We start from the raw sequence: 19,897 nt of genomic DNA, 5'->3' as shown, positions 1-19,897 counted from the left end.
GCGGCTGGTGACCCAGTTGACGCAGCGCCCGACTGACAAAATGGGCGCTGAGGCACGCCTCCATGCCGACGATGCTCGGAGGCAGCTTTTTAAAGATCGAAACGAGCGCCAGCCGCTTGATCTTACAACTAAAAGCAATCTTGCCGTTCGTGCCAAAGCCAACGACGTGGAAGACGTCCTTGCCGATATCGATGCCAATCGAGGCAAGAGGTGTGCAGTGGTGGTATCCATGGGCTGCTTCTCCTGGTGCTGCGGTGTAGTCTTTGAAGACTATCCCCGCCGGGGAAGCAGCCGGTCCATCCCATTAGCGGACAAGAGCAGCACCGCTGACGCAACGCGGCGAGCCTTCCGCCGACGCTAACGTGTCGCAGCCACAGACGTTGCAGTCGCCTTGCGGAAACGACGTAAACGTCTCAAAATTCGTTTCAGGGGTACCTTTGGATCCGGTTCCGGCGACTCGTTGAAATCCCGCATCCGGCAGATTTTTCCCTCCGCCCGATTTTGGAGCCTATCATGGCGACATTCACGCGATCGCGAAGCCTGCTGGTTTCCGCAAGTCTTGCCGCACTCGGCGGCACGGCACTGGCGGCGCTGCTGGCCGGGAGCGGCTTTATTCTCGCGGACGCACGCGCAACCGCCGTGGATGTATCGCTGCCGCTCGCCGACGCCGATATTCCGATCTGCGGCACGGCGACGGCAACCGCCCGGCCGAACATGATGTTTCGCCTGGTGCAAACGGAAGTGCCGCGTGCCGAGATGAGCGCAGCCAGCCCCGCGCCGGCATTCGCGGACACCGAGCCGCCGCTGTGGACCGGCATCGGCTCCATCACCTGGAAGATCACGACCGCGAACGAGCGCGCGCAGGCCTATTTCGATCAGGGCCTGCGTCTCGCCTACGCCTTCAATCACGATGAGGCGCGACGCGCGTTTCGCATGGCGCAAAAACTCGACCCTGACTGCGCCATGTGTTTCTGGGGCGAGGCGCTGGTGCTCGGTCCCAACATCAATCTCCCGATGCCGGAGGACGCGGTCGCGCCAGCCTATGCCGCCGCGCAGAAGGCGAAGGCGCTGGCCGGGAAAGCGAGCCCGCGCGAGCAGGCGCTGATCGGCGCCATCGCGGTGCGCTACGGCAGCGATCCCAAGGCGGCCCGCGCACCACTCGACGCGGCCTACGCGGCCGAGATGGCGAAGGCCGCAAAACAGTTTGCCGACGACGACGAGATTGCCACGCTCTATGCCGAGGCGGTGATGGATCTCAGCCCCTGGGACTACTGGAAGCCGGGCGGTCGCGACGCCAAGCCGCAAAGCGTGCCGATCGTGCCGACGCTGGAGCGCGTGCTGACCCGCAAGCCCGATCATGCCGGCGCTATTCACCTTTATATTCATGCCGTCGAGGCGTCGGACCGGCCCAAGCGCGCCGAGCCCTATGCCGACAAGTTGCGCGGCGCGATCCCCAATGCGGGCCATCTCGTGCACATGCCGAGCCACATCTATTATCGGGTCGGCCGCTATCTCGACGCGCTGGAAGACAACAAGACCGCGGTCAAGGTCGATGAAAAATACCTGACCGATACCAACGCGCCGATGGGCGTCTACCGGCTCGGCTATTATCCGCACAACGTGCACTTCGTGATGGCGTCGGCCCAGATGGCCGGCGACGGCCCGACCGTGATTGCGGCTGCGGAGAAGCTCGGCCAGCTCATTCCCAGCGAGGCTGCCAAGGGCATTGCGATGGTGCAGCCGGTCAAGGCGGCGCCTTACTTCGCGCACGCGCAGTTCAGCACGCCCGGGACCATTTTGGCGCTGCCGGATCCCGGCGATGCGATTCCCTATGTCAAGGCGATGTGGCTCTACGTGCGCGGCGTGGCGCTGGTGGCGAACCGTGACTTCGCGGGCGCTACTGCCGCAGCGAGCGCCATCGAGACGATCGAGCGCACCGCGGACTTCAAGCTGCTGAAGGATTCAGGCGTCCCGGCGCAGGAGGTGCTCCGCATCGCGCGCACGGTGATCCTCGCACGCGTAGCCCAGGCCAAGGGCGACTATCGCACCGCCATCATCCGGTTCGAACGGGCGGCGGCATTGCAGGACGCGTTGGCCTACACCGAGCCGCCCTATTGGTATTATCCGATCCGGCAGTCGCTTGCCGCCGCGCTGCTGCAGGCCGGCCGTTACGCCGAGGCGGAGCGGCAATTCCAGCGCGCGCTCAGCCGGGCGCCCGCCAATGGTTGGTCGTATTACGGGCTGGCGGAACTGCACAAGTCACGCGGTGATGGCTCCGCAGCCCGCAAGGCCGAGGCCGACCTTGCCAGAACCTGGATCGGCGACCGCAAGCTGTTGCAGATTTCAAATCTCTGAAGCGCGCGCTTGCTCGTGCCGATGAGGTGGTCGAATGAGGTCGCGACTTCCGTTCCTGGGTCAAAAGCGGTAAGGCTCGGAGCTAACGAACGTTTTCCGGTTTGCGCCTCAAAGCAGACGCGAGGCGTTATGAGTACGCGCTAATTTCCTACCGATATTTTGCCGGCTTCACATAGGTGGTTGGATCCGATCGGATGTCTCCGCCCTTCTTGCGCAAGCGGTACAGATGAAGTGCGGCTCGACCTCGGTTATGCGGAGGTCGTCAGGCCACCGATCCGCACTCATGTGCTCGCTGTGACTGCACTTGTGGTCGCGGCAATAGACGATGATGCCGCTATATCCTTCCTCGCGCATCTCGCCGAAGGTGATCTTTTGGGGGGACATCAGTTTGGCTGTGTCGGCTCGATATCACTTTCCGGGCCGTGCAGGTGTTCCATCACTTGGCCGAGGTCGCGCATGTCGAATAGTTGGCCGCATACGGGGCACAGCTCGAAATGATCGACCTCTACCCGATCGGGCTCGTCGATGTCACGGCCGGTGTGACGGGGTAGTTTCATTGCGGGTCTCCCTGATTTTGGGACTGCCTCATTGACCTTGGCGCGGTCGTACCGCGCTTCGGGCGGCAATGACGTAACGGCGTGGTGCATGTCAGCCGGTAGGGTCAGACCGCTGTCGAGCGGCTTGTTCGCCCATTGCCAGAAGCGGTCGAACGCATCATCAAAAGTCCTCCCGCAGGCCCTTGTAGAAAGGGATGGCGCACCTTGCCCTCGGCCGACTTAGCGCGGTACTCGATCTCGGCGTTGAGCTCCGGCTCCACCCAGATGCCCTTGTGCGGGATCCGCCTGGTGTAGGGCTGGGTTTTGCGGATCAGGGGCGTCAAGCGCTTGCGCAGCTCGGCAGCGGACGTCTTGTCGAAACCATGGTCGACCTTGCCGGCATAGATTAGCTCGTTGCCCTCGCGGCGGCCGAAATAGATGCCGTCCCAGTCATTACCATCTAGCGCAGAGCCGGCGATGGTCAACGTCTCGCGTTGGGCGCAGGTTTTCTTGACCCAGTCACGGCCGCGCCCGGATGGGTAGCGGCTGTCGCGGACTTTTGAGACGACGCCTTCCAGCCCGACCTTGCAGGCGTGCGCAAACATCTCTTTGCCGTCGACCTCAAAACTTTCGCTGAACTGGATCGCCGTCTTCTCGATCAGCTTTTTCAGATGCGCCTTGCGCTCGAAGAGCTGCAGCTTCCGCAGATCCTGGCCGTTGAGATAGAGCAGGTCGAAGGCGATCATGACGAGGCGGGCGGACTTGCCGCGCCGATCGTGGGTGCGTTCTGGTGGTGGTCGTTCGGGTGAGAAGTCTGGGAGCCCGTTTCCGGCAAACTACGCCCAGAGCAAATCACTTATCCTTGGGAAACATCCAGGCCAGCACGCACCGAGCGATTATGTAGAGAACCGCTATGCTAAGCAAAATCCACAGCGCGGTCATCATGACGAACTCCTGGCCGAGGAAACGCCGCGCCCGCCTATCAGGCGAACTTGTCTCTCGGGCTGATCGACCAAAGTAGGAAAAGCAAAATTCCACCCTGCGTCACCATGGCGACGGAAAGTGGGACATTGGTCATCGCTTGAATCAATAGCGAGCTCGACAAAAAAACAAAGGATGGCTTGAGGCCCGATGATGCCACGTTTCCAATCGATATCACAAGACCGCAGAGTAGCGCAGCCACTGGAGCGAAGAAAACTCCAACGGACGCGATCCCTTCGGTAGCAAACAGAGAAGCATTTAAATTTCCCAGTCCATATTCGTTCGCGAACAATACCCCAAGCTGATCAGGTAAAGCACAATTGAACAACTTGCCTACCACGGACACCTGACAGAAGTTTGTAAGGGCATGCGTCGAAAAAAGTGATAGTAGTGATCAAGCGCGCTCGCTGGGATAGCGAGCATGCGAATATTGATCACTCCAAAGATAATCTTGCGGTCCGGAGGTTCCAATCCAAACGTGAGAACACCAACGAAGAGCGGAATAAAGAGTGAGAGAACAACCGCGATACGTGGTCTACAAACCCTCAACAACAATGTGAGAAATATAAGCCAAACAGGGCAAAGGAGTGCCGTTTTGGTGAGGGTGATTGGGTAAAAGGCAGCGCTGACCAGCAAAGCTGCAGATGCAAGAATGAATGTTTTTCGGAAAGTGAACCAAGCATAGGCGAAGGGTACCAATGCGCCGGCAGATATTGAAAGAGCGTAGTTCATCCATTTCGGGAATCGAGGCTGAGGCCCATAATATGCGCCGTATGCGAGAAGTAGCGCAGTCGCGGCGAGCAGGCCTATCGCAAGGCGGTCCATTTGCGAAGTAGTGAGCGCCGGCATGCGTATGGGTGACCTGGTAATCAATATCGCGGGCAGCGCGAATGCCAAAAACGATGCTGCAGCTGACCAGCGCGATGTATTCTGATCGTATTCGAGAGGTGTAAAGTAACTCAGCCAAAGATAGCCGCCGATTACAGTTAGGAAATAGAAACTCGCAAAGTATCCGAATGAAAATTCGCACCGAGCCAGCAGAAAAGCAAAGCAGCTCAGAGCGGCCACTGACAGGATAGCTGGAACAAGATGCTGTCCGTCATAACTGATGTGAAATGCCAGCCGGGTGGCCAGAGATGCTAGCGCGAGTGAGGTGCAAAGGACGACGAGATATGCCCACACGAGCAGCGCGATGAGAGCTGGCTCCCGGATGAAGCTGAAGCCTCCCCACGTATCAGCGCCGCCCTTCTTCCTCACGTATCCCAAAGCCGCCCCGGCAATTCTCAAACAAATGAAGCCGCAATACTGATTCTGGGGAGAGCCATTGACGTTCGCTCTCTTCACGGCTCCCCGCACATTGTAGCAGCTTTAGGGCGCGTGCAAGCGGTATCCCAACGAAGGGGATGGCGCGTGTCTCAAATTTATGCCTGTCGAGCAATCCCGATGCCGGCAGCGTGGCGTCCTCTGACCAGGCGAGAAGCCCGTCGCGATGAAACCCGCGACCAGATGGTGGTCATGGCACGATCCTGTGTTTCTTCGCAGGCTTCTTCGGGGCGTGAGGGCCGGAGGCGCGCGGGGGAAAATGCTAGCTTTGGTTGCTGTTTCGCTTGTGCAAGAGTTACGCTCGATATTATATCCGCAGCGACGACCGAAAAGGTCGTCGGTTGCGCCGTTGCGCGGATAGCAAAATTCGTTGGATCGATTTCGAAGAACTCGCTTCCCCGACTAGATGTGAAGTCGATCGTCCATGTTACTGTCGATGCCTCTGCCACGGTGATCCCAACGCACAATGACGCAGCAACGCCTAACGTCAGTCCTGATTTTAAAACCGTCTCCCCAGAAGGCGTCGTTTCGTCTCTATCACGGGTTGTGCCAATCTTCTGTCGGTTGAATATGATGGGCTGACCCTATAGAATCAGCCGAGCGTCCAATCAGGAGCTAGTTCGGCCGAGGCAGAGACCATCCTTCGCTGCCAGAAGCCCCGGAGCGTTGATCCATGGTCAATGCGCTCGTTATTCGCCGCAATACGCAACTGGCAAAGGCCCAGAAGGCTCTTCGCGCGGCTCAGTACGTTCGAATGTCTACCGACCTTCAGCGCTATTCGATACAGAACCAGGCTGCGGCCATCGCGGCATACGCTCAGCAACGCAACCTCACTATCGTTCGGACTTACGTCGACGAAGGACGCAGCGGAGTCAGGATCAATGGGCGGGCGGGCCTGATCGAATTGATCGAGGATGTTCAATCAGGGAACGCGGATTTTGATCACGTGCTGGTTTACGATGTCAGCCGGTGGGGACGCTTCCAGGATGTCGATGAGAGCGCGCATTACGAGTTTATTTGCAAGCGCAAGGGCATCAGCGTTTCCTATTGCGCTGAACAGTTCGACAACGATGGAAGCCTCCTGTCGAGCATCGTCAAGAACATCAAGCGTGTGATGGCGGCTGAGTATAGCCGGGAGCTTGGCGTGAAGGTGCACGCCGGTAAATGCCGGATAGCGGGCCTCGGCTATCGCGTGGGTGGTCCGCTTACGTTCGGACTCCACAGGGAGCTGGTCGATGAGAAGCTGCGTTCGAAAGGCAAGCTGGCGAAGGGAGAGCGCAAAGCCTTGCAAGCGGACCGTGTACGGCTTCGGCCCGGGTCTGACGAAGAGGTCACGGTCGTTAGATGGATATTCCAGCAGTTTGTTGTCGAGCGAAAAACCGACGCCGAAATTGCTCGGCAACTCAATCAAACGAACATCGCCAATCACCATGGGCGTCCTTGGACCTACATCATGGTGCACGCTATTCTCAAGAACGAGAATTATGTCGGAAATCTTGTCTACAACCGTACGTCCCGCCGCCTCGGACAGAAGCTGGTAAACAATCCTCATCATCTGTGGATTCGAAGTGCGGCCGCGGTGGCCCCGATGGTCGATCAAGACCTCTTTGCAAGGGCGCAAAAGATCATGGCCCAGCGGTACATCTCGATCCCGGAAGATCAGATGTTACTGAGGCTGCGGGTGATTCTTCATCGAAAGGGACGGCTGAGCGAACACATCATCAAGAACACGCCCGGGCTTCCCTCTGTCTCGTCATATCTCAAGCATTTTGGAACGTTGCGAAAGGTTTATGCGCTGCTCGGGTATACTGTCTCGCGCAACTGCGACTGGATAGACACGCGAGTCTTTTGGTCAGACGTTCTGACAAGCCACGCCACGCAAGTGGCCGAGGCACTGAAGATCGACCGAGCATTGCGGCCAGTCGTCGAGCAGAGCGGCGCCATCTTGGTCGTGAATGGAAAGCTGAAGGTCATCTTTGTAGCGGCCCGACAACTGCCAAAGCGGCGCGCAAATCATTCCGCGCAGTGGAGAGCTCGCTGCACCGAAATATCCGCGGGGCTTCTGGTTGTCTTCCGGCTGAACGACGCCAATAAAGCCGTGCAGGATTATGTGGTCTTAACCGCTCCACGAGGAACCAAGCCGGACGTCAGGCTTTCGGATGTGGCTTTGGCCCGTTACAAGGCGGTGCGTCTTGATAGCCTGGACGAGCTGATCCGTGAGATTAAGGGGAGGGTGAAAGCGCGGTCCGGTAGATCGAATACCATCATCATTTCTGATCGAACGCGCGATGTCCGTTCACGATGCCGTCGTGGGCCGACTGGATCAAGAAGAAAAGTGTGACCACGAACAGCAGGCCGAAACCATCCAGCGCTGTTCTGATGTCCGGCCTAATCTTTTCGCGGATCCGCCGAAGGTAGTTCATGCGGCGGCCTTGTCTTCCTTGTCTGCGCCGCGCGCGACGATCCTGATCGCATCATCGGGCGGGGGACGCTGCAGTGCTTTGGCCTCATCCCAGGGTGCGCGCATCCAGACGTCGCGCTCCTCATCTGTCTGCAGGATGACCGGCATGGCCTTCGGGTGGATCGGTTCAACGACGGCATTCGGCTCTGTGGTGAGAAAACCATAGACCAGGTGAGGGCCTGGAACCGGCTTCGACTTGGTGCCGCGGTCGCCCTTGAACTCAGTCCAGATGCCGGCAAAGCAGGTCAGCGGCCGATCGTCATTGATCGCAAACCAGACGACGTCCTTATTTTTGGTCTCCGGATTCGGCTCGGTCGCGTATTCAGCGAAGCTGTTGAACGGCACCAGGCAGCGGTTTTCCGGCTTTAGCCAGCCGCGCCAATGCGGTGAAGAGGTGTTGCGGATATTGGTCACCGGCGGACCGCCAGTTCGCGGTGGCGACGGCATTCCCCAACGCATAAGGACCAGCTCGCGATCGGGGCCAGCGTTGCGGACGACGGGCGCCGGATAATCCGGGAAGACACCGGGCATGGGCGGCAAGTTGCCGACATAGCGATTGATCACCCGGAAGAGCGCGCGGATGGCCTCTTGGTTGGTCGTGATAGAATACAGATTGCACATTGACGAAAGCTGGTGTGAGCGGCGGGAGTCGACTCCCAATCCTAGTGGCGTTGCCTGTTGCCGCAAGGGCCGCTGTAATCGCCCGTCATGAGCACCAAGAAGCGTGAGGTCATTTGGGGCGGCAGGATCATGGGCGCCGAGATCTGCGCCCAGAGCGCCCGTAAGGCCGCGCAGAAGGCTGCTCGTGAGGCCGATGCCTCAACGGCGGCTTTGGCTGGCCCGAGGTGGAGTGCAATCGCTCCAAGCCCGGGCGAGCCTGCCGCTAGACGCCACATCCGAAGCGAAAATGGGCCGAACGATGGGGGTTTGGACTACCTCAGAAGTGCAGTCTTTCCCGGTAGTCGGGCGCGCTGACTGCTTGCTGTATGAGGAGACTCGGCCTACGGTCCTCTCGTAGGAGTTGTTACGTGGGCGGGGGCTCCGTGCTCGACGAAAAGTACAAGCTACCATTCTGGTTGAGGATGGCCCTCGAATGGGCGGCTGGCATCGGCGCCTGGTTAGGAGGGTTCGAACTCATCAAGTACTTTTTCAGTGATATGAGCGCGCGGCTGCTCTCAGCCCAGCTGTATATAGTCGCGACAGCTGTTGGTTTGGCGGCAGTGATTGCAGTGAGAGAATGGCGTACAAGCCGCAAAGAAAAGTACGCCAACATCACTGGATACGTCGAACAAGCGGCGCACGTTCTCCGCGAGCTTCAGACTTACATGTCGGACAACGCTCCAGAGGATGGAGCGACCAAGCGACAATTTGATGAGTTCTTTGAAGTTTGTAAGTCGAAGGTGAGCCTCGTCTTAGACCAACTAAACCTCACGTTTGTGTCCCTAACCGGCACAAGGTGCAGGACATCCGTCAAATTAATCTACGATATTTCCGGCCAAACTTACTATTATACTTTGGCTCGTGATAAAGGCTCAGATCAAAAGTGCCGCGAGATGGACAACCGCAGGATTGAGCAGAACCATGACCCTCTGAAAAAGAATAGTCCCTTTTCTTTACTGCTTGATGACACGAATAATACTTGGCATTACTTCTGCAACAACCTCCTAGAAGATGAAAGATTTTCTTCAACAAGTTTTAGTGCTTACGACCCAAAATGGGGTCAAACTGGAGTGGCGCCGAAGCGCCGCTTCAGCAAGAGCGTTGAAGACTGGCCGCTGCCGTACCGAAGCACAATTGCGTGTACGATCTGTCAATCGCCCGGGCCATTCGTATCTTCGCCAAAGACAGTCGTTCTAGGGTTTGTGACCGTTGATAGTGAGTCGAGGAACGTTTTTTCAGAGAGGTGGGATGTCCCGCTAGTAGCTGCTCTCGCCAACGCGCTCTACCATCCTCTCAAGGGGTTTCTTGAAATACAGAATCAGATGAACCAAATGACCCGCTTTCAGACACAAACTGTAACAACAGTGGAACCGAATCCGCAGGTTTCACGTTTAGCTCCGCCGGCTTCAGAGGTGACCAGATGACCTTGTTGAAAGAGCGCAAGTCTGCAATCGGCGTTCCTTCTCATGGCAATGAGATTTCGCTTGAGGTCAAAGCACGTACCGACGTTGCCAACGGTATGTACGAGGTCTCGGTAACAGTCGATAATGAGACCAAAGGCTCATCGTACATATTGACATCGCCGCGAAGTTTGGCTTTCCGCAAGACGGGCTGAGCTATCTGTCTTGGTGCCGCTGCCAAAGAGCCCGTGAAGTCCACGGACGGGCGGCGCTTTGAGCGCGGGGGAATTACAGCACAAAATCCGCCCTAACCGGCGGGTTTTTTCTTGCCGCTCTCGTTGATTGGAATTTGTCTATTTGGGTTGCAGGATTTGTCCACCAGATCAGGCCAGCGACTGCGTAGATGACCACGAGAAGCCACGGGCCGGCGCCGTCCCGAAATTGTTGGTACCTGCGGGACTGGTTTTCCCGATTTGAACTTGTGGCTCACACTGAGGCCGGAGCCCGGCAAGGAAGCGGAAACGGTCTGTCCGGCCGTCCCGGTGGTGTAGCCGAAGCCCTTCATAGCGACGCGGACGCTGGCGGTTCTCTTGCCGATGTTGAGCTTGACGCCGGGGACAATCGAAACGTCTTTCGAAAGCGCAGCCCATGGGGTAACCCAAGCCCCTCTATGTGCCAGGAGGTCGCGGTCCCTGGAATTGGATGCCGCATTTCTTAGCGATCGACGCCTGTTCAACCGCTACCATCTGGCCCTTCATTTGCGAAAGCTCGGCCGCCGTCTGCTTGTCGCCGCCCACAAAGAACGCCGCCGGCCAGAAGATGACGATGGCTGCGGCGGTAGCAACTCCGTCCTTCGTTCGTTGGCTGTCCTGAGCCCCCGACAAGCTGGCGGCTCTTGTCGATATGGCTTGCGCCTCAAGCGCGAGCTGCTGGCAGGTGTATGATTGATACGCGACCGGCGAAACGTAAGCAGGCGCAATATCGGAAGCGGAAGAGGCGCAACCGCCTAGCGCGGCGCCCAGCACCACGATTCCCAGAGCACGCATTCGATTAATCTCCCCAGACCCGCCCTTATCCAACCGCAACCAGCGGTGGAGAGCAAGGGGCGGACGCGCAAAAGCACCCAAAAGGGAGTATTTTAAACGCAAATCGAAGCGTGCACTGCATCCAATCCGGCGAAGGCGGCGACTCAAACCCGTTCGCTTCGACTGTGATCAGGTGATGACCTAGATCGCCACCGGTCTGCCGCGACTCAGGTTCTGCATCTGCCGGCGCAATCACGCGCGGCGCGAAGCTAAACAGCGCGTCGTGGGCGCGGAATTTTCCATTACGGCCGATCGCGCCTGACGTTTCGAAATTCCGAGGGACCTTTGATGAGACGGCGCCGGCGAGTGGTCTTTTCCTCATCGCTTATATTCGGCATTTGATCGCCGATCACGTCAGAAGCTAATTCGACCGCGCGCTCCGCGCCTTGCTTGGCGGTCGAAAGGACGCGAGGCCTCTTAGGCGAGGGGGATTTTGACAGACCGATCTCGACAAGCCGACGGATAGCTTCGGATCGAACCGGCTCGTCATCCTGATTTGCGGCCCAGGTATCGACCGCATCCGAAAGCTCTCTTGGCAGACGGACTGCCGTCACGGGATCGACGCCGCCCTTCTTCTTGGGACGGCCTCGTGATTTTTTGTTTACTGAAATCGACTTCTTCATATTTTCAGTTTACAGAAATAGTGAGCCGAGGGGAAGCGCCAACTTCCGCCCCGGCTCTAACCCCAAGCAAGGATAAGACCCATGCCCAAGGCTGACCGCGTGCATAGCACGCCACACCTAAACGCGCCCACACCTCAGTATCCTGCCACTAGCGCCCCAAGCGCCGTTCAATTGTCCTCACCTCCAGTGATTCCAACCAGTCCCGCCGCTGCAGGGCAGGGAGTCAAAAACGAGCCAGAACCATCCAGCCGTTCGGCGATTCAGGAGGGCGGGGCTGCAGTCAGTAGGAGGTCTATCATGAACATGCTCGTCAGCACTGCCATTGCCGGCACCGCCGTCCCCGCCGTCGCAGCCGAACCAATCGATCCAATCTTTGCAGCGATTGAAGCTCACAAGGCGGCTGCAGCTGGAGCGGAGGCAGTTCAACGCCAGTATTCCGACTTTGAAAACGAATTGGCCGACAATGAGCGGCTGCAGCGAGACCGCCGGCTGAAGGACGAGACGCGACGAGGGCAAGAAATCGAGGCGGCGCTAAAACAGGCTTGGCATGTTGAGCAGTGTGCAGCCTACGATCTGCTAAATGTCGATCCAACCACAATGGCGGGGGTGGTTGCCTTGCTGGCGTATTCCGAGGAGCATGACGACGCTAACTGCGGCATGGGCTGGCCCGATGATATCCACTGTGAAGAGCTGAAGGGCAACCGGACTTGGCGATACTTCCTGATCAACAACCTGATTGAGGTTCTGCCCAAGCTATGCCGCGGGTGGGGACACAGGCTTTCGACGTCCGAACTTCTCCAGGCCCGCCGGTTCACGCTGGCGGGCCGCTTGCAAAACGGCCCCAGCTAGGTTTCCAGCGCAAGCTGGGGCCGCCACTTTCTCCCGGCTTGGCTCCACGATCGCCGGGAGCGATGGAATCGACTCTCAGTAAAGCGGTAGGTTCCAAGAATGGTCCGACACAGGGCTGTGGACTTCGAGGGATCTTCCCGCGCTCTGTTCACTATTGGGCAGACGTTGCCATATTTTCCCGCTTCTATCGGTGCGCCAGTGGGTACCCATTACCCTGTCCGGCAATTTGAAATGGGAATACTTTGATGGCCTCGGCGCACGGCCTCGCGCTGGGGCCATTTTTATTCTGGGCCGATCACCTCATAATCAAAAGCCACGCCTTCGGGATCACCTGATCCGGCTGTTGATCTGCCGACATCCGCTGCGGGACGAGTGCTGGCGGCTTCGGCGGTAGTTGTAGAGCATCTACGGCCCGCCGGTTCACGCTGGCGGGCCTGCCCTTTGTCAGTGACCGTACCGACCGTCCCCGACTGGTGGCCTATCCCGTACAGCCCCTGGCTAAAATGCCCCCAAGCCCCTAGCCGGGGGTATCTCCAAGGTCGGCGGCCCCGGTGCGTTGCGTATTGCCGGGGCCGCTTCACTCCACGAGCCGCATGGTCCGGCGCCGCTTCATGCGATCCAGAGCCTGGACAACTTCGTCTCGATCGAGAACGGCTATTAGCCGGTGCACCGTTGTCGTTGCGTCGCGCGGGCCAGGTGCGATGTATTCCCCGAGGATGCGCCTGGCATCCTCCATAGCCCGCAGTACGATGTCTTGATCCGGGGTTCATGGTACGAGCCTACCTAAGCGCGATTCAATCACATCCCCCCGGCGATGGTTCCTAAAGCGATCCTGGGATTTGCCAGACGATCACCAGCACCAAGATGACTACCATCGGGTAGGCGGTCGTTCGGCCAAGCCGGTTCATTCCAAAACCTCATACTCGAACGCCACGCCCTTAGGGTCGTTTTCTTCGAACCATTTTTCAGCGGCGTCCGTGGTGGCGAACACCTTGACGTGCTGGGGATCGCCCCGCGTCATGAATATGCTCGAACACTTGACGAAGGTCGCGCATATCGAACCACTGCCCGCAGCCGGCCATTTCCTGTGATGATCAACTTCGGTCTTGGCGATGCCGTCAGGGCCTTACCCGGTTTCGTCATCCACGGCGCCTATAACCTCGTATTCAAACACGACGCCTTCGGGATCGTTCACCAGAAACCACTCATCGGCAAGGTCCGAGTTTGCAAACACCTTGAGATGGTCACGGTCGCCGACCTGCTTGCTGGTATCTACGTAAATCCAGACCGTTTTCATTGGTCTCTCTTCAGCTTCCGGCGCCCCCAATGATGCTTTTTCCCTGGCTCGGTAAACTCGCGGACATGGCCGCGGTTCAACGCTCGCATGACGCCGATCCGGGCGAACATCGTGGGGCCGCCTTTCTCTGCAACGAGGATGAGCGCCTCCATGGCAGCCTGCCATTCCGGCACGGAGTGTTCGTCCTTGGGCAGCTTCATGATGTAGCTGGCGGCATCCTTCAAGGTGAGGAGCCGCCGGCCCTTGGGAAGAAGGATCGGGTCATCAAACGGGGTGGACCAGGGCAATTAAATCGACTCGGGCAATAAATTGAGTGTTCCGCCCCAGCACAGCCTATTCCTAGCGGCTTGTCATCTCGTTCACGTTTTGTACTATTGAGCGCATCGTGAAAAACGAACGTGAAATCGAGATCCTGTTCAGGCGGCTCCGGCTGTACGACCAGCTCGGGCGCCAGGCCGAAGGGCTCGTCCGAACAATCCAAAGAGAATTGAAGGAGCGTTATGGGCCTAGATCACGTTCGTTCCGAAATCGAGCACATGCGCGTCCAGGTCGGAAGACAGCGTAAGGAGATCCTGCAGCTTCAGCGCGCCGGCATCTCGACGGCATCGGCCGAACTGCTGCTAACGAGGATGCTGGCGAAAATCGAGGGGCTGTGCGCCGAGCGGGACCGGCTGAAGAAGGAGCAGGGCGGTCCGACCAAAGGGCGCGTGCTTGGTGGGCGCAGCTGGTAATGCCGCTGCATTGGCGAGGAAGCCGATTGCTCGCGGTGGATCAGGGGCGCTGGCCGAACTGCGCCAGCGCGCCACGCGTGAAGGCTACTGCTATCAACACGTTCAGGCCATCACCGTCGCGATCGACCAGTACGCAGAGAAAGCACTGGGCAACCGCGATTACTTTCTCAACAAGCCCTATGGCGTGGGCTAGCCGCGCCGGTTTGTAAACAATCCGCTCTGCGTGTTGTGACTGTGGACATCACGAGTGGAAAAATCGGTCTAAGACCTCAATCTCCAGAAGCTCTCGGCGATCCACGACGTATTCGTGCTCGTCCAACCATTGGCTATGGTCATTTGGCGCGGCCAGGATGGCCTCCGCAGGCGCCATTGTCGCAATCAGGACGCCACCGTTTTCGTCGAGCAATTGAGGCCCGACGCAAACACTTCCGCCGCGGACCGCAACGTCGTCCATGAGCACCCATAAGTTTGGTTCTCATGGTTGGACCATCGCTCACCGCGGAATAAGCGAATAGCTGGGCCGTCGTAACCTGGCAGTAAGTTTGCGAGCGCTGCGGGCATCAGGGGATCAATCGAAAAATCATCGCTAAGCCAAAGACCTTGCGTTATCCAAGCAGTGTGAAATGCATTTCGGCATGCCAGTGGCGGCTTCGGTATTTCGGCAAGGGTTTGAAGCAAACACCGTAGCAAGACTGGCTTTTGCCTTGCTTCCCACAGACTGTAGTTGATCGTATCCGCATCACTACAGACGATGGCTCGCACGAAGTCGGCGACGTCGGCGAGGATCGGTCTAACGTTGCATCTGTAGGGATTCGATTCTTGCACGGCTATTGCGGCTCCGGAATTCTGACGGCGTGTGCCTTGGCCAACGCCTCGAACTGGATGCTGATGCAGTGTGATCCGCGAAACCCTGAGCGAGCGCCATCAGCGCACGCGTGGTTGTTCGTCTTTCTTTGTCACGTGATGCACCCCGATGCGGACCGATTCCCGACCGTGCAGATAGGTTTCACAAGCATTTACAGATGTCAATAAGCTATTGATTCAATGATGATTTGTTGACGAGCAATCTTCATGTTGTTTGTTGACATGTGCGGCGGTCGAGCGACATTTACGCACAATTAGGAAACGTCACGCATCATCACGGACGTCAACCTGCCAAGGCTTTGGGAAAAGCTGCGGCGGGATTTTTTGCGCTCCAATGGAGGATCAGCATTGTTGACTGTTGAAGAATTCTGCCGGCGCTATCGCATTTGTCGAACGACGTTTTACCGGCTACGCGCTGAGGGCAAGGGGCCGCGCATCGTCAAGATCGGGAAGTGCACGCGTATCAGTGAGACCGCGGCGACCGAATGGTTGACGGCACAGGAAGCCGCCAGCAACGAATTAGTACCAGCCTAAAAGAAAACCGCCCCTGCAACGGCAATTGCAAGAGCGGTCGAATTTCGGTCGTAGTCAGCGTGTCCGGTCAAGACTCCCGTTTAGCTACCACAGTTCGACAGCCATCGCAATGTGTTTGTAGGGGCTCCATCAAAATATTTGGAGCCTGTAATGAGTATCCACCAATCACCGCCCACCAAGTGGGTGCCGCTCACCAATGAAATCTTTGATCGCCTCTACCTTCGCTACATGCTCTGGATCGATGACCTGACCGAGATCCGCGAGCGCATGGCCAAACTGCGTGAAGCCGTCAAGGCTGGCTGGAAGCCGGACGAAATCAGCCGGCGAAATCTAGATCGGCTCAACGCCTGCGACGAGCACGCCGCGGCGAAGCAAATGGACAACGCGCGAACCATCCTGCTTTGTGCCGAGTGGATGGCGCGTGGGTTTTTCCCGAGCGAACGCGCAGCCGAAATCGAACGCGCGATGGATGCGACAATGAATGAAATGAAAGAGCGATCAAAGCCGACCGCCGAGCAGTTGGCTAGCTTCGACAAGCGTGTCGATGAGTTGCGGCGGATTTACCGCTACGGATGGCGACCGTTCGGAAATGATCCGTGGGTCAGTCACGCCGCGATCGAACTGCACTATTGGTGTTCCTCTGACCGACGCCCGTTCGCGTTCCGCCATTGGAGCGCGACACAGATCGATTTGTGGCTGACCTATTTCGAAGAACAGCGATCGATCGCCAAGTCCAATCATACGCTCAAGCTGGGACTGAATTTGCTCGGCAAGAAGGGGCTCCATTAATGCGCGCACTCCCGCTGAAATTTTTCGACGAATGTGCGAACGAACCCCCGAAACCATGGGCCGTCAAGGGCGTGCTCGCATTGAATGAGGATTCGTCATGGTTCGGCCCTGCAGGATCGCTCAAGTCAACCTTGCTGACAGACTTGGCCGTTCATCTTGCGGCCGGCAAGGACTGGCGCGGCTTCAAGACGAAGATGCAGGCCGGCGTAGTGTATTTCGCTTTTGAGCGCGCGGCACTGACAAGACGGCGCCTTGCCGCCTATGCCAAGCGTGACGGCCTGGCCACATTGCCGATCAGCGTCGCCGATCAGATTGTTGATTTGATCGATGTCAGCTGTGTCGAGATCATCACCGAAACGATCAAGGCGGCTGAAGCGCGGTTCGGCATTCCTGTCGGGCTGATCATTCTCGACACCTATGCCAAGGGCGTGGCGGCCGGCGGCGGAGACGAAGACAAGGCACAACACACCAACGCTGTCGCCGCCAATCTGAAACGAATACACGAGTATGTCGGGCAGCCGCTTCATATCGCCCTGATCGGTCACACCGGTAAGGACGAAAGCAGGGGCGAGCGCGGCAGTAGCGCTAAGACCGGTCATATTGACGTTGGAGTGCAAATATCCGGTGAAGGTAAGGTCAAGACTGCGACCGTGGTAAAGGGTAACGATCAACCCGAAGATGCCCTGACGGCGTTCGAGGGCGAGGAAATCGCGATAGGGTTTGATGCTGACGGCGACGCCCTAACCGCGTTTATCGTCTCTCCGCGCACGGTACAGGCGGCACCCGAAGGGGCGTCCCGTTTGAGCGACATGCAAGTGTTGGCATTGGACGCGCTGAAACGGGCAATTGCTGCGCACGGTACGGGCGGCGCGGTGGCGGTGGACATCTGGCGGGAAGAACTGTTCCGGTCTGGCGTGCTGGACGGCGAAGCGAAGAACCCGCGAGAGCCATTCAGGCGGCTACGCAACGGGCTAGCGCGGCTACGGCGGATCGTCGAGCAGGACGGCACGGTGCGGATCGGGTACGCGCTGGGAATCACTCCAATGGCCAGCCCTTCCATTGTGCCGCCACCGCCGGGCGGGACTGTTCTTCTTTCGCCTTTACCACCATTGCCAGTTCGCTAGCCGTCACCGTCACACCGTCACACCCCTAAGGGGTGTGTGACGTGACGTGACAGGGATTGACCCGTCACATGTGACGCGATGTGACGGTGACGTGACGGTGTGACGCTTCATGGAAACAAGTATCAAGCGGTCGCGACCGTCAATCAATCCGCGCCGGCTTTCCGGCCTTGTCGCGCGTGCTGAATGGCGATTAACAGAATATATATCTTTTAATCGCAAGGTAATTACCTGAAATAACGTGCATTTCTACGTCATGTTGTGTCCATGTCGCGCCGTTGGCCGGTGACTCCGGTGATGGCGCAATTCGCATTGGAATTTCGCGGATGAAAACCGGTCCCAAATGCACCGTCTGTCAGCACCCCGAGCGCTGGCGTATCGAGTTGCTGCATGCCGGCGGCGCTTCGCTCAGTAGCTTGGCGGAAAAGTTCGGCTTGTCCAAGGATGCCATTGGGCGGCACTGGAATAATCACGTCAGCCAGGAAATGAAGGCGTCCTATCTGGTCGGCCCCGCGCAGCTCGCCGAGCTGGCGGCCAAGGCGGCGGAAGAGGGCGCATCGGTGCTCGACCACTTCCGGGCCGTCCGCACCATGCTCATGTCGCAGATGGCCGCTACCACCGAGGCAGGCGACGCGCGAGGCGCGGCTATCGTGGCGGGCCAACTGGTCGGCGTGCTCGAAAAGATCGGCAAGGTGACGGGCGAGATTGCGACGATCGCGCAGGGCACCATTAACGTCACGAACAACGTGGCGATTGTGAACAGCCCAGAATTCGCAAAGGTGCAGGCGGCCATCCTGCGTGCCCTGGCGCCCCATGGCGCGGCGCGCGCGGCCGTTGTGGAGGCTCTGCGCGAACTCGATACCGAGCCGGCCACCGACGCCCCGAGCCGGCCCAGATCGCCCTTGGTGATCGAGCACGAGCCGTCCCAATTGCCACCTTGCCCCGTAGCCCTGCCGAGCATCGTCAATGTTTAGTAGCATCGCCGCTGCCCTCGCAAACACTCTGGCCGACGGCGGTTGGCGTGCCAAGGCTCGACCAAGCCAGCTCCCGCCCGAAGGCGATTGGCTCGGCTGGCTAGCGCTGGCCGGCCGTGGATGGGGCAAGACCTTCACAGGATCCGGCTGGGTGCATGACCTGGTCGAGACAAGGACGGCCGGCCGCATCGCACTCGTGGCACCCACTGCCGCCGACGCCCGCGATACCATGGTCGAGGGGCAGAGCGGGTTGCTGCGTATGGCGCCGCCGTGGAATAGGCCGCAATACGAACCGTCCAAGCGCCGCCTGACGTGGCCGAACGGCGCCATCGCGACGACGTTTAGCAGCGAGGAAGCGGACCGGTTACGCGGACCGGAGCACGATGCGGCGTGGGCCGACGAGTTGGCGGCTTGGAACGAACCGCAGTCGACGTGGGACATGCTGCAGTTCGGATTGCGGTTAGGCTCGCGCCCGCGATGGCTTGCGACCACCACGCCGCGGCCGATCAAGCTGTTGAAGGAAATCCTGGCCCGTGAGGGCAGGGACGTCGTCGTGACGCGCGGATCCACTTTCGAGAACGAAGCCAACCTGGCGCCGACGTTCCTAGCCGCCGTCCGTGCGCGATACGAAGGCACCCGGCTCGGCCGACAGGAATTGAACGCCGAACTGTTGAGCGATATGCCCGGCGCCCTCTGGCAATTGGCTTGGCTCGACCGAGATCGTGTGAGCAAGGCGCCTGACTTAAAGCGTATCGTCGTGGCTATCGACCCCGCAGTGTCGAACAATGAAGGTTCGGACGAAACCGGTATAGTTGTGGCAGGCGTGGGTGGCGACCGCGAAGATTACGTCCTTGAAGATTTGTCGGGTCGATACGCACCGCACGAATGGGCGGCAAAGGCGATCGAGGCATACCGGCGACACAAGGCAGATCGCATCATCGCGGAAATCAACAACGGCGGTGCAATGGTTGAAGCAACAATCCGCGCCCTAGATCCGCGAGTGAGCTTTAAATCGGTTCATGCCAGCCGCGGAAAGGTGGTGCGCGCCGAGCCGATCGCTGCATTGTACGAACAGCGAAAAGTGCACCACGTAGCCAATTTTTCGACTTTAGAGGATCAGATGTGCGCGTTTACGAGCGATTTCGATCGCGGGCGGAACGGCTATTCGCCGGACCGGGTTGACGCTTTGGTTTGGGCGCTCACCGAATTGAGTGGTCCGCAGCAGTGGTCATGGCGAACGGAATTACGATGATCTAAGGGCGCCAATACGTGGTCGGCGAGGGCAGGGAAGCACGACGGTATCGTGCGAACTAG

General features: G+C 58.6%; 22 protein-coding genes and 1 pseudogene. 13 read left to right on the top strand and 10 right to left on the bottom strand.

Annotation, left to right across the window (positions count from 1 at the left end; all coding sequences use genetic code 11):
• Positions 1 to 361 (top strand): hypothetical protein (locus IVA95_RS18920; protein ID WP_247511851.1); only part of this gene is annotated, 361 nt, incomplete at its 5' end.
• Between the two features lie 152 nt (positions 362 to 513).
• Positions 514 to 2,355 carry a tetratricopeptide repeat protein gene (locus IVA95_RS18915; protein ID WP_247511849.1) on the top strand — a complete coding sequence of 614 codons (1,842 nt, stop codon included), beginning with the start codon at positions 514 to 516 and terminating at the stop codon, positions 2,353 to 2,355.
• Positions 2,356 to 2,738: 383 nt separating this feature from the next.
• On the opposite strand, the gene IVA95_RS18910 is transcribed toward IVA95_RS18915, so the two are convergent.
• The 3 genes and pseudogenes from IVA95_RS18910 to IVA95_RS18900 all read right to left on the bottom strand — a co-directional run bounded on the left by IVA95_RS18910 (position 2,739) and on the right by IVA95_RS18900 (position 5,216).
• Positions 2,739 to 2,912 carry a hypothetical protein gene (locus IVA95_RS18910; RefSeq protein ID WP_247511848.1) on the bottom strand — a complete coding sequence of 58 codons (174 nt, stop codon included), beginning with the start codon at positions 2,910 to 2,912 and terminating at the stop codon, positions 2,739 to 2,741.
• Positions 2,913 to 3,091: 179 nt separating this feature from the next.
• A pseudogene (locus IVA95_RS18905) lies at positions 3,092 to 3,661 on the bottom strand (DNA ligase); the annotation flags it as partial.
• 544 nt (positions 3,662 to 4,205) lie between these two features.
• Positions 4,206 to 5,216 (bottom strand): hypothetical protein, encoded by a 1,011-nt coding sequence (locus tag IVA95_RS18900; protein WP_247511847.1) that lies wholly within the window; start codon positions 5,214 to 5,216, stop codon positions 4,206 to 4,208.
• 652 nt (positions 5,217 to 5,868) lie between these two features.
• Between IVA95_RS18900 and IVA95_RS18895 the strand changes: the two genes are divergently transcribed.
• Positions 5,869 to 7,536: a recombinase family protein gene (locus IVA95_RS18895; RefSeq protein WP_247511846.1), complete on the top strand. Its 1,668-nt coding sequence runs from the start codon at positions 5,869 to 5,871 to the stop codon at positions 7,534 to 7,536.
• Positions 7,537 to 7,614: 78 nt separating this feature from the next.
• Here the strand turns inward: IVA95_RS18895 and IVA95_RS18890 are convergent, their stop codons facing one another.
• Positions 7,615 to 8,277, bottom strand: coding sequence for an SOS response-associated peptidase (locus tag IVA95_RS18890; protein WP_247511845.1), 663 nt, complete (start codon positions 8,275 to 8,277; stop codon positions 7,615 to 7,617).
• 422 nt (positions 8,278 to 8,699) lie between these two features.
• Between IVA95_RS18890 and IVA95_RS18885 the strand changes: the two genes are divergently transcribed.
• Complete coding sequence (locus tag IVA95_RS18885) at positions 8,700 to 9,740, top strand: hypothetical protein (protein ID WP_247511844.1); 1,041 nt, start codon at positions 8,700 to 8,702, stop codon at positions 9,738 to 9,740.
• Complete coding sequence (locus IVA95_RS18880) at positions 9,737 to 9,931, top strand: hypothetical protein (protein ID WP_247511843.1); 195 nt, start codon at positions 9,737 to 9,739, stop codon at positions 9,929 to 9,931. The genes IVA95_RS18885 and IVA95_RS18880 overlap by 4 nt, the downstream gene beginning before the upstream one ends.
• Positions 9,932 to 10,023: 92 nt before the next feature.
• On the opposite strand, the gene IVA95_RS18875 is transcribed toward IVA95_RS18880, so the two are convergent.
• The 3 genes from IVA95_RS18875 to IVA95_RS18865 form a co-directional block, all read right to left on the bottom strand.
• A complete protein-coding gene (locus IVA95_RS18875; protein ID WP_247511842.1) occupies positions 10,024 to 10,452 on the bottom strand; it encodes a DUF4236 domain-containing protein in 429 nt (142 codons plus the stop codon).
• Positions 10,385 to 10,762, bottom strand: coding sequence for a hypothetical protein (locus IVA95_RS18870; RefSeq protein ID WP_247511841.1), 378 nt, complete (start codon positions 10,760 to 10,762; stop codon positions 10,385 to 10,387). Before IVA95_RS18870 ends, IVA95_RS18875 begins: the two co-directional genes overlap by 68 nt.
• Before the next feature lie 281 nt (positions 10,763 to 11,043).
• Positions 11,044 to 11,424, bottom strand: coding sequence for a hypothetical protein (locus tag IVA95_RS18865; RefSeq protein ID WP_247511840.1), 381 nt, complete (start codon positions 11,422 to 11,424; stop codon positions 11,044 to 11,046).
• Between the two features lie 297 nt (positions 11,425 to 11,721).
• Here IVA95_RS18865 and IVA95_RS18860 point away from each other — a divergent pair, with 297 nt between their 5' ends.
• Positions 11,722 to 12,273 (top strand): hypothetical protein, encoded by a 552-nt coding sequence (locus tag IVA95_RS18860; RefSeq protein ID WP_247511839.1) that lies wholly within the window; start codon positions 11,722 to 11,724, stop codon positions 12,271 to 12,273.
• Between the two features lie 1,126 nt (positions 12,274 to 13,399).
• On the opposite strand, the gene IVA95_RS18855 is transcribed toward IVA95_RS18860, so the two are convergent.
• A complete protein-coding gene (locus tag IVA95_RS18855; RefSeq protein WP_197424070.1) occupies positions 13,400 to 13,570 on the bottom strand; it encodes a hypothetical protein in 171 nt (56 codons plus the stop codon).
• Positions 13,567 to 13,857: a hypothetical protein gene (locus IVA95_RS18850; RefSeq protein ID WP_247511838.1), complete on the bottom strand. Its 291-nt coding sequence runs from the start codon at positions 13,855 to 13,857 to the stop codon at positions 13,567 to 13,569. The genes IVA95_RS18855 and IVA95_RS18850 overlap by 4 nt, the downstream gene beginning before the upstream one ends.
• Before the next feature lie 213 nt (positions 13,858 to 14,070).
• Here IVA95_RS18850 and IVA95_RS18845 point away from each other — a divergent pair, with 213 nt between their 5' ends.
• Together IVA95_RS18845 and IVA95_RS18840 are read left to right on the top strand one after the other, a co-directional pair.
• Complete coding sequence (locus tag IVA95_RS18845) at positions 14,071 to 14,301, top strand: hypothetical protein (RefSeq protein ID WP_247511837.1); 231 nt, start codon at positions 14,071 to 14,073, stop codon at positions 14,299 to 14,301.
• Complete coding sequence (locus tag IVA95_RS18840) at positions 14,285 to 14,494, top strand: hypothetical protein (RefSeq protein ID WP_247511836.1); 210 nt, start codon at positions 14,285 to 14,287, stop codon at positions 14,492 to 14,494. Before IVA95_RS18845 ends, IVA95_RS18840 begins: the two co-directional genes overlap by 17 nt.
• A gap of 48 nt (positions 14,495 to 14,542) precedes the next feature.
• Here IVA95_RS18840 and IVA95_RS18835 read toward each other — a convergent pair whose 3' ends face one another.
• Positions 14,543 to 14,755 (bottom strand): hypothetical protein, encoded by a 213-nt coding sequence (locus IVA95_RS18835; protein WP_247511835.1) that lies wholly within the window; start codon positions 14,753 to 14,755, stop codon positions 14,543 to 14,545.
• 734 nt (positions 14,756 to 15,489) lie between these two features.
• Between IVA95_RS18835 and IVA95_RS18830 the strand changes: the two genes are divergently transcribed.
• From IVA95_RS18830 to IVA95_RS18810, 5 genes are all read left to right on the top strand, one after another.
• Complete coding sequence (locus IVA95_RS18830) at positions 15,490 to 15,699, top strand: helix-turn-helix domain-containing protein (RefSeq protein ID WP_346658023.1); 210 nt, start codon at positions 15,490 to 15,492, stop codon at positions 15,697 to 15,699.
• Between the two features lie 111 nt (positions 15,700 to 15,810).
• Complete coding sequence (locus IVA95_RS18825; protein ID WP_247511834.1) at positions 15,811 to 16,488, top strand: hypothetical protein; 678 nt, start codon at positions 15,811 to 15,813, stop codon at positions 16,486 to 16,488.
• On the top strand, positions 16,488 to 17,612 hold the full coding sequence (locus IVA95_RS18820; protein WP_247511833.1) for an AAA family ATPase: 1,125 nt from the start codon (positions 16,488 to 16,490) through the stop codon (positions 17,610 to 17,612). Before IVA95_RS18825 ends, IVA95_RS18820 begins: the two co-directional genes overlap by 1 nt.
• Before the next feature lie 323 nt (positions 17,613 to 17,935).
• Positions 17,936 to 18,583: a hypothetical protein gene (locus IVA95_RS18815; protein ID WP_247511832.1), complete on the top strand. Its 648-nt coding sequence runs from the start codon at positions 17,936 to 17,938 to the stop codon at positions 18,581 to 18,583.
• Positions 18,576 to 19,835: a terminase family protein gene (locus IVA95_RS18810; protein WP_247511831.1), complete on the top strand. Its 1,260-nt coding sequence runs from the start codon at positions 18,576 to 18,578 to the stop codon at positions 19,833 to 19,835. The genes IVA95_RS18815 and IVA95_RS18810 overlap by 8 nt, the downstream gene beginning before the upstream one ends.
• Positions 19,836 to 19,897: the final 62 nt, after the last annotated feature.

This window comes from Bradyrhizobium sp. 157 (assembly GCF_023073815.1).
Classification (GTDB): Bacteria; Pseudomonadota; Alphaproteobacteria; order Rhizobiales; family Xanthobacteraceae; genus Bradyrhizobium.
The sequence above is the reverse complement of the archived record's forward strand: the minus strand, read 5'-3'. Positions and strand labels throughout refer to the sequence as shown.

Excerpts from the sequence above, each read along its gene's own strand:
- IVA95_RS18810 (WP_247511831.1), top strand. The coding sequence starts at position 18,576 with ATGTTTAGTAGCATCGCCGCTGCCCTCGCAAACACTCTGGCCGACGGC.
- IVA95_RS18880 (WP_247511843.1), top strand. The coding sequence starts at position 9,737 with ATGACCTTGTTGAAAGAGCGCAAGTCTGCAATCGGCGTTCCTTCTCAT.
- IVA95_RS18865 (WP_247511840.1), bottom strand. The coding sequence starts at position 11,424 with ATGAAGAAGTCGATTTCAGTAAACAAAAAATCACGAGGCCGTCCCAAG.
- IVA95_RS18890 (WP_247511845.1), bottom strand. The coding sequence starts at position 8,277 with ATGTGCAATCTGTATTCTATCACGACCAACCAAGAGGCCATCCGCGCG.
- IVA95_RS18845 (WP_247511837.1), top strand. The coding sequence starts at position 14,071 with ATGGGCCTAGATCACGTTCGTTCCGAAATCGAGCACATGCGCGTCCAG.
- IVA95_RS18915 (WP_247511849.1), top strand. The coding sequence starts at position 514 with ATGGCGACATTCACGCGATCGCGAAGCCTGCTGGTTTCCGCAAGTCTT.
- IVA95_RS18815 (WP_247511832.1), top strand. The coding sequence starts at position 17,936 with ATGAAAACCGGTCCCAAATGCACCGTCTGTCAGCACCCCGAGCGCTGG.
- IVA95_RS18870 (WP_247511841.1), bottom strand. The coding sequence starts at position 10,762 with ATGCGTGCTCTGGGAATCGTGGTGCTGGGCGCCGCGCTAGGCGGTTGC.
- IVA95_RS18910 (WP_247511848.1), bottom strand. The coding sequence starts at position 2,912 with ATGAAACTACCCCGTCACACCGGCCGTGACATCGACGAGCCCGATCGG.
- IVA95_RS18855 (WP_197424070.1), bottom strand. The coding sequence starts at position 13,570 with ATGAAAACGGTCTGGATTTACGTAGATACCAGCAAGCAGGTCGGCGAC.
- IVA95_RS18820 (WP_247511833.1), top strand. The coding sequence starts at position 16,488 with ATGCGCGCACTCCCGCTGAAATTTTTCGACGAATGTGCGAACGAACCC.
- IVA95_RS18835 (WP_247511835.1), bottom strand. The coding sequence starts at position 14,755 with ATGGACGACGTTGCGGTCCGCGGCGGAAGTGTTTGCGTCGGGCCTCAA.
- IVA95_RS18895 (WP_247511846.1), top strand. The coding sequence starts at position 5,869 with ATGGTCAATGCGCTCGTTATTCGCCGCAATACGCAACTGGCAAAGGCC.
- IVA95_RS18860 (WP_247511839.1), top strand. The coding sequence starts at position 11,722 with ATGAACATGCTCGTCAGCACTGCCATTGCCGGCACCGCCGTCCCCGCC.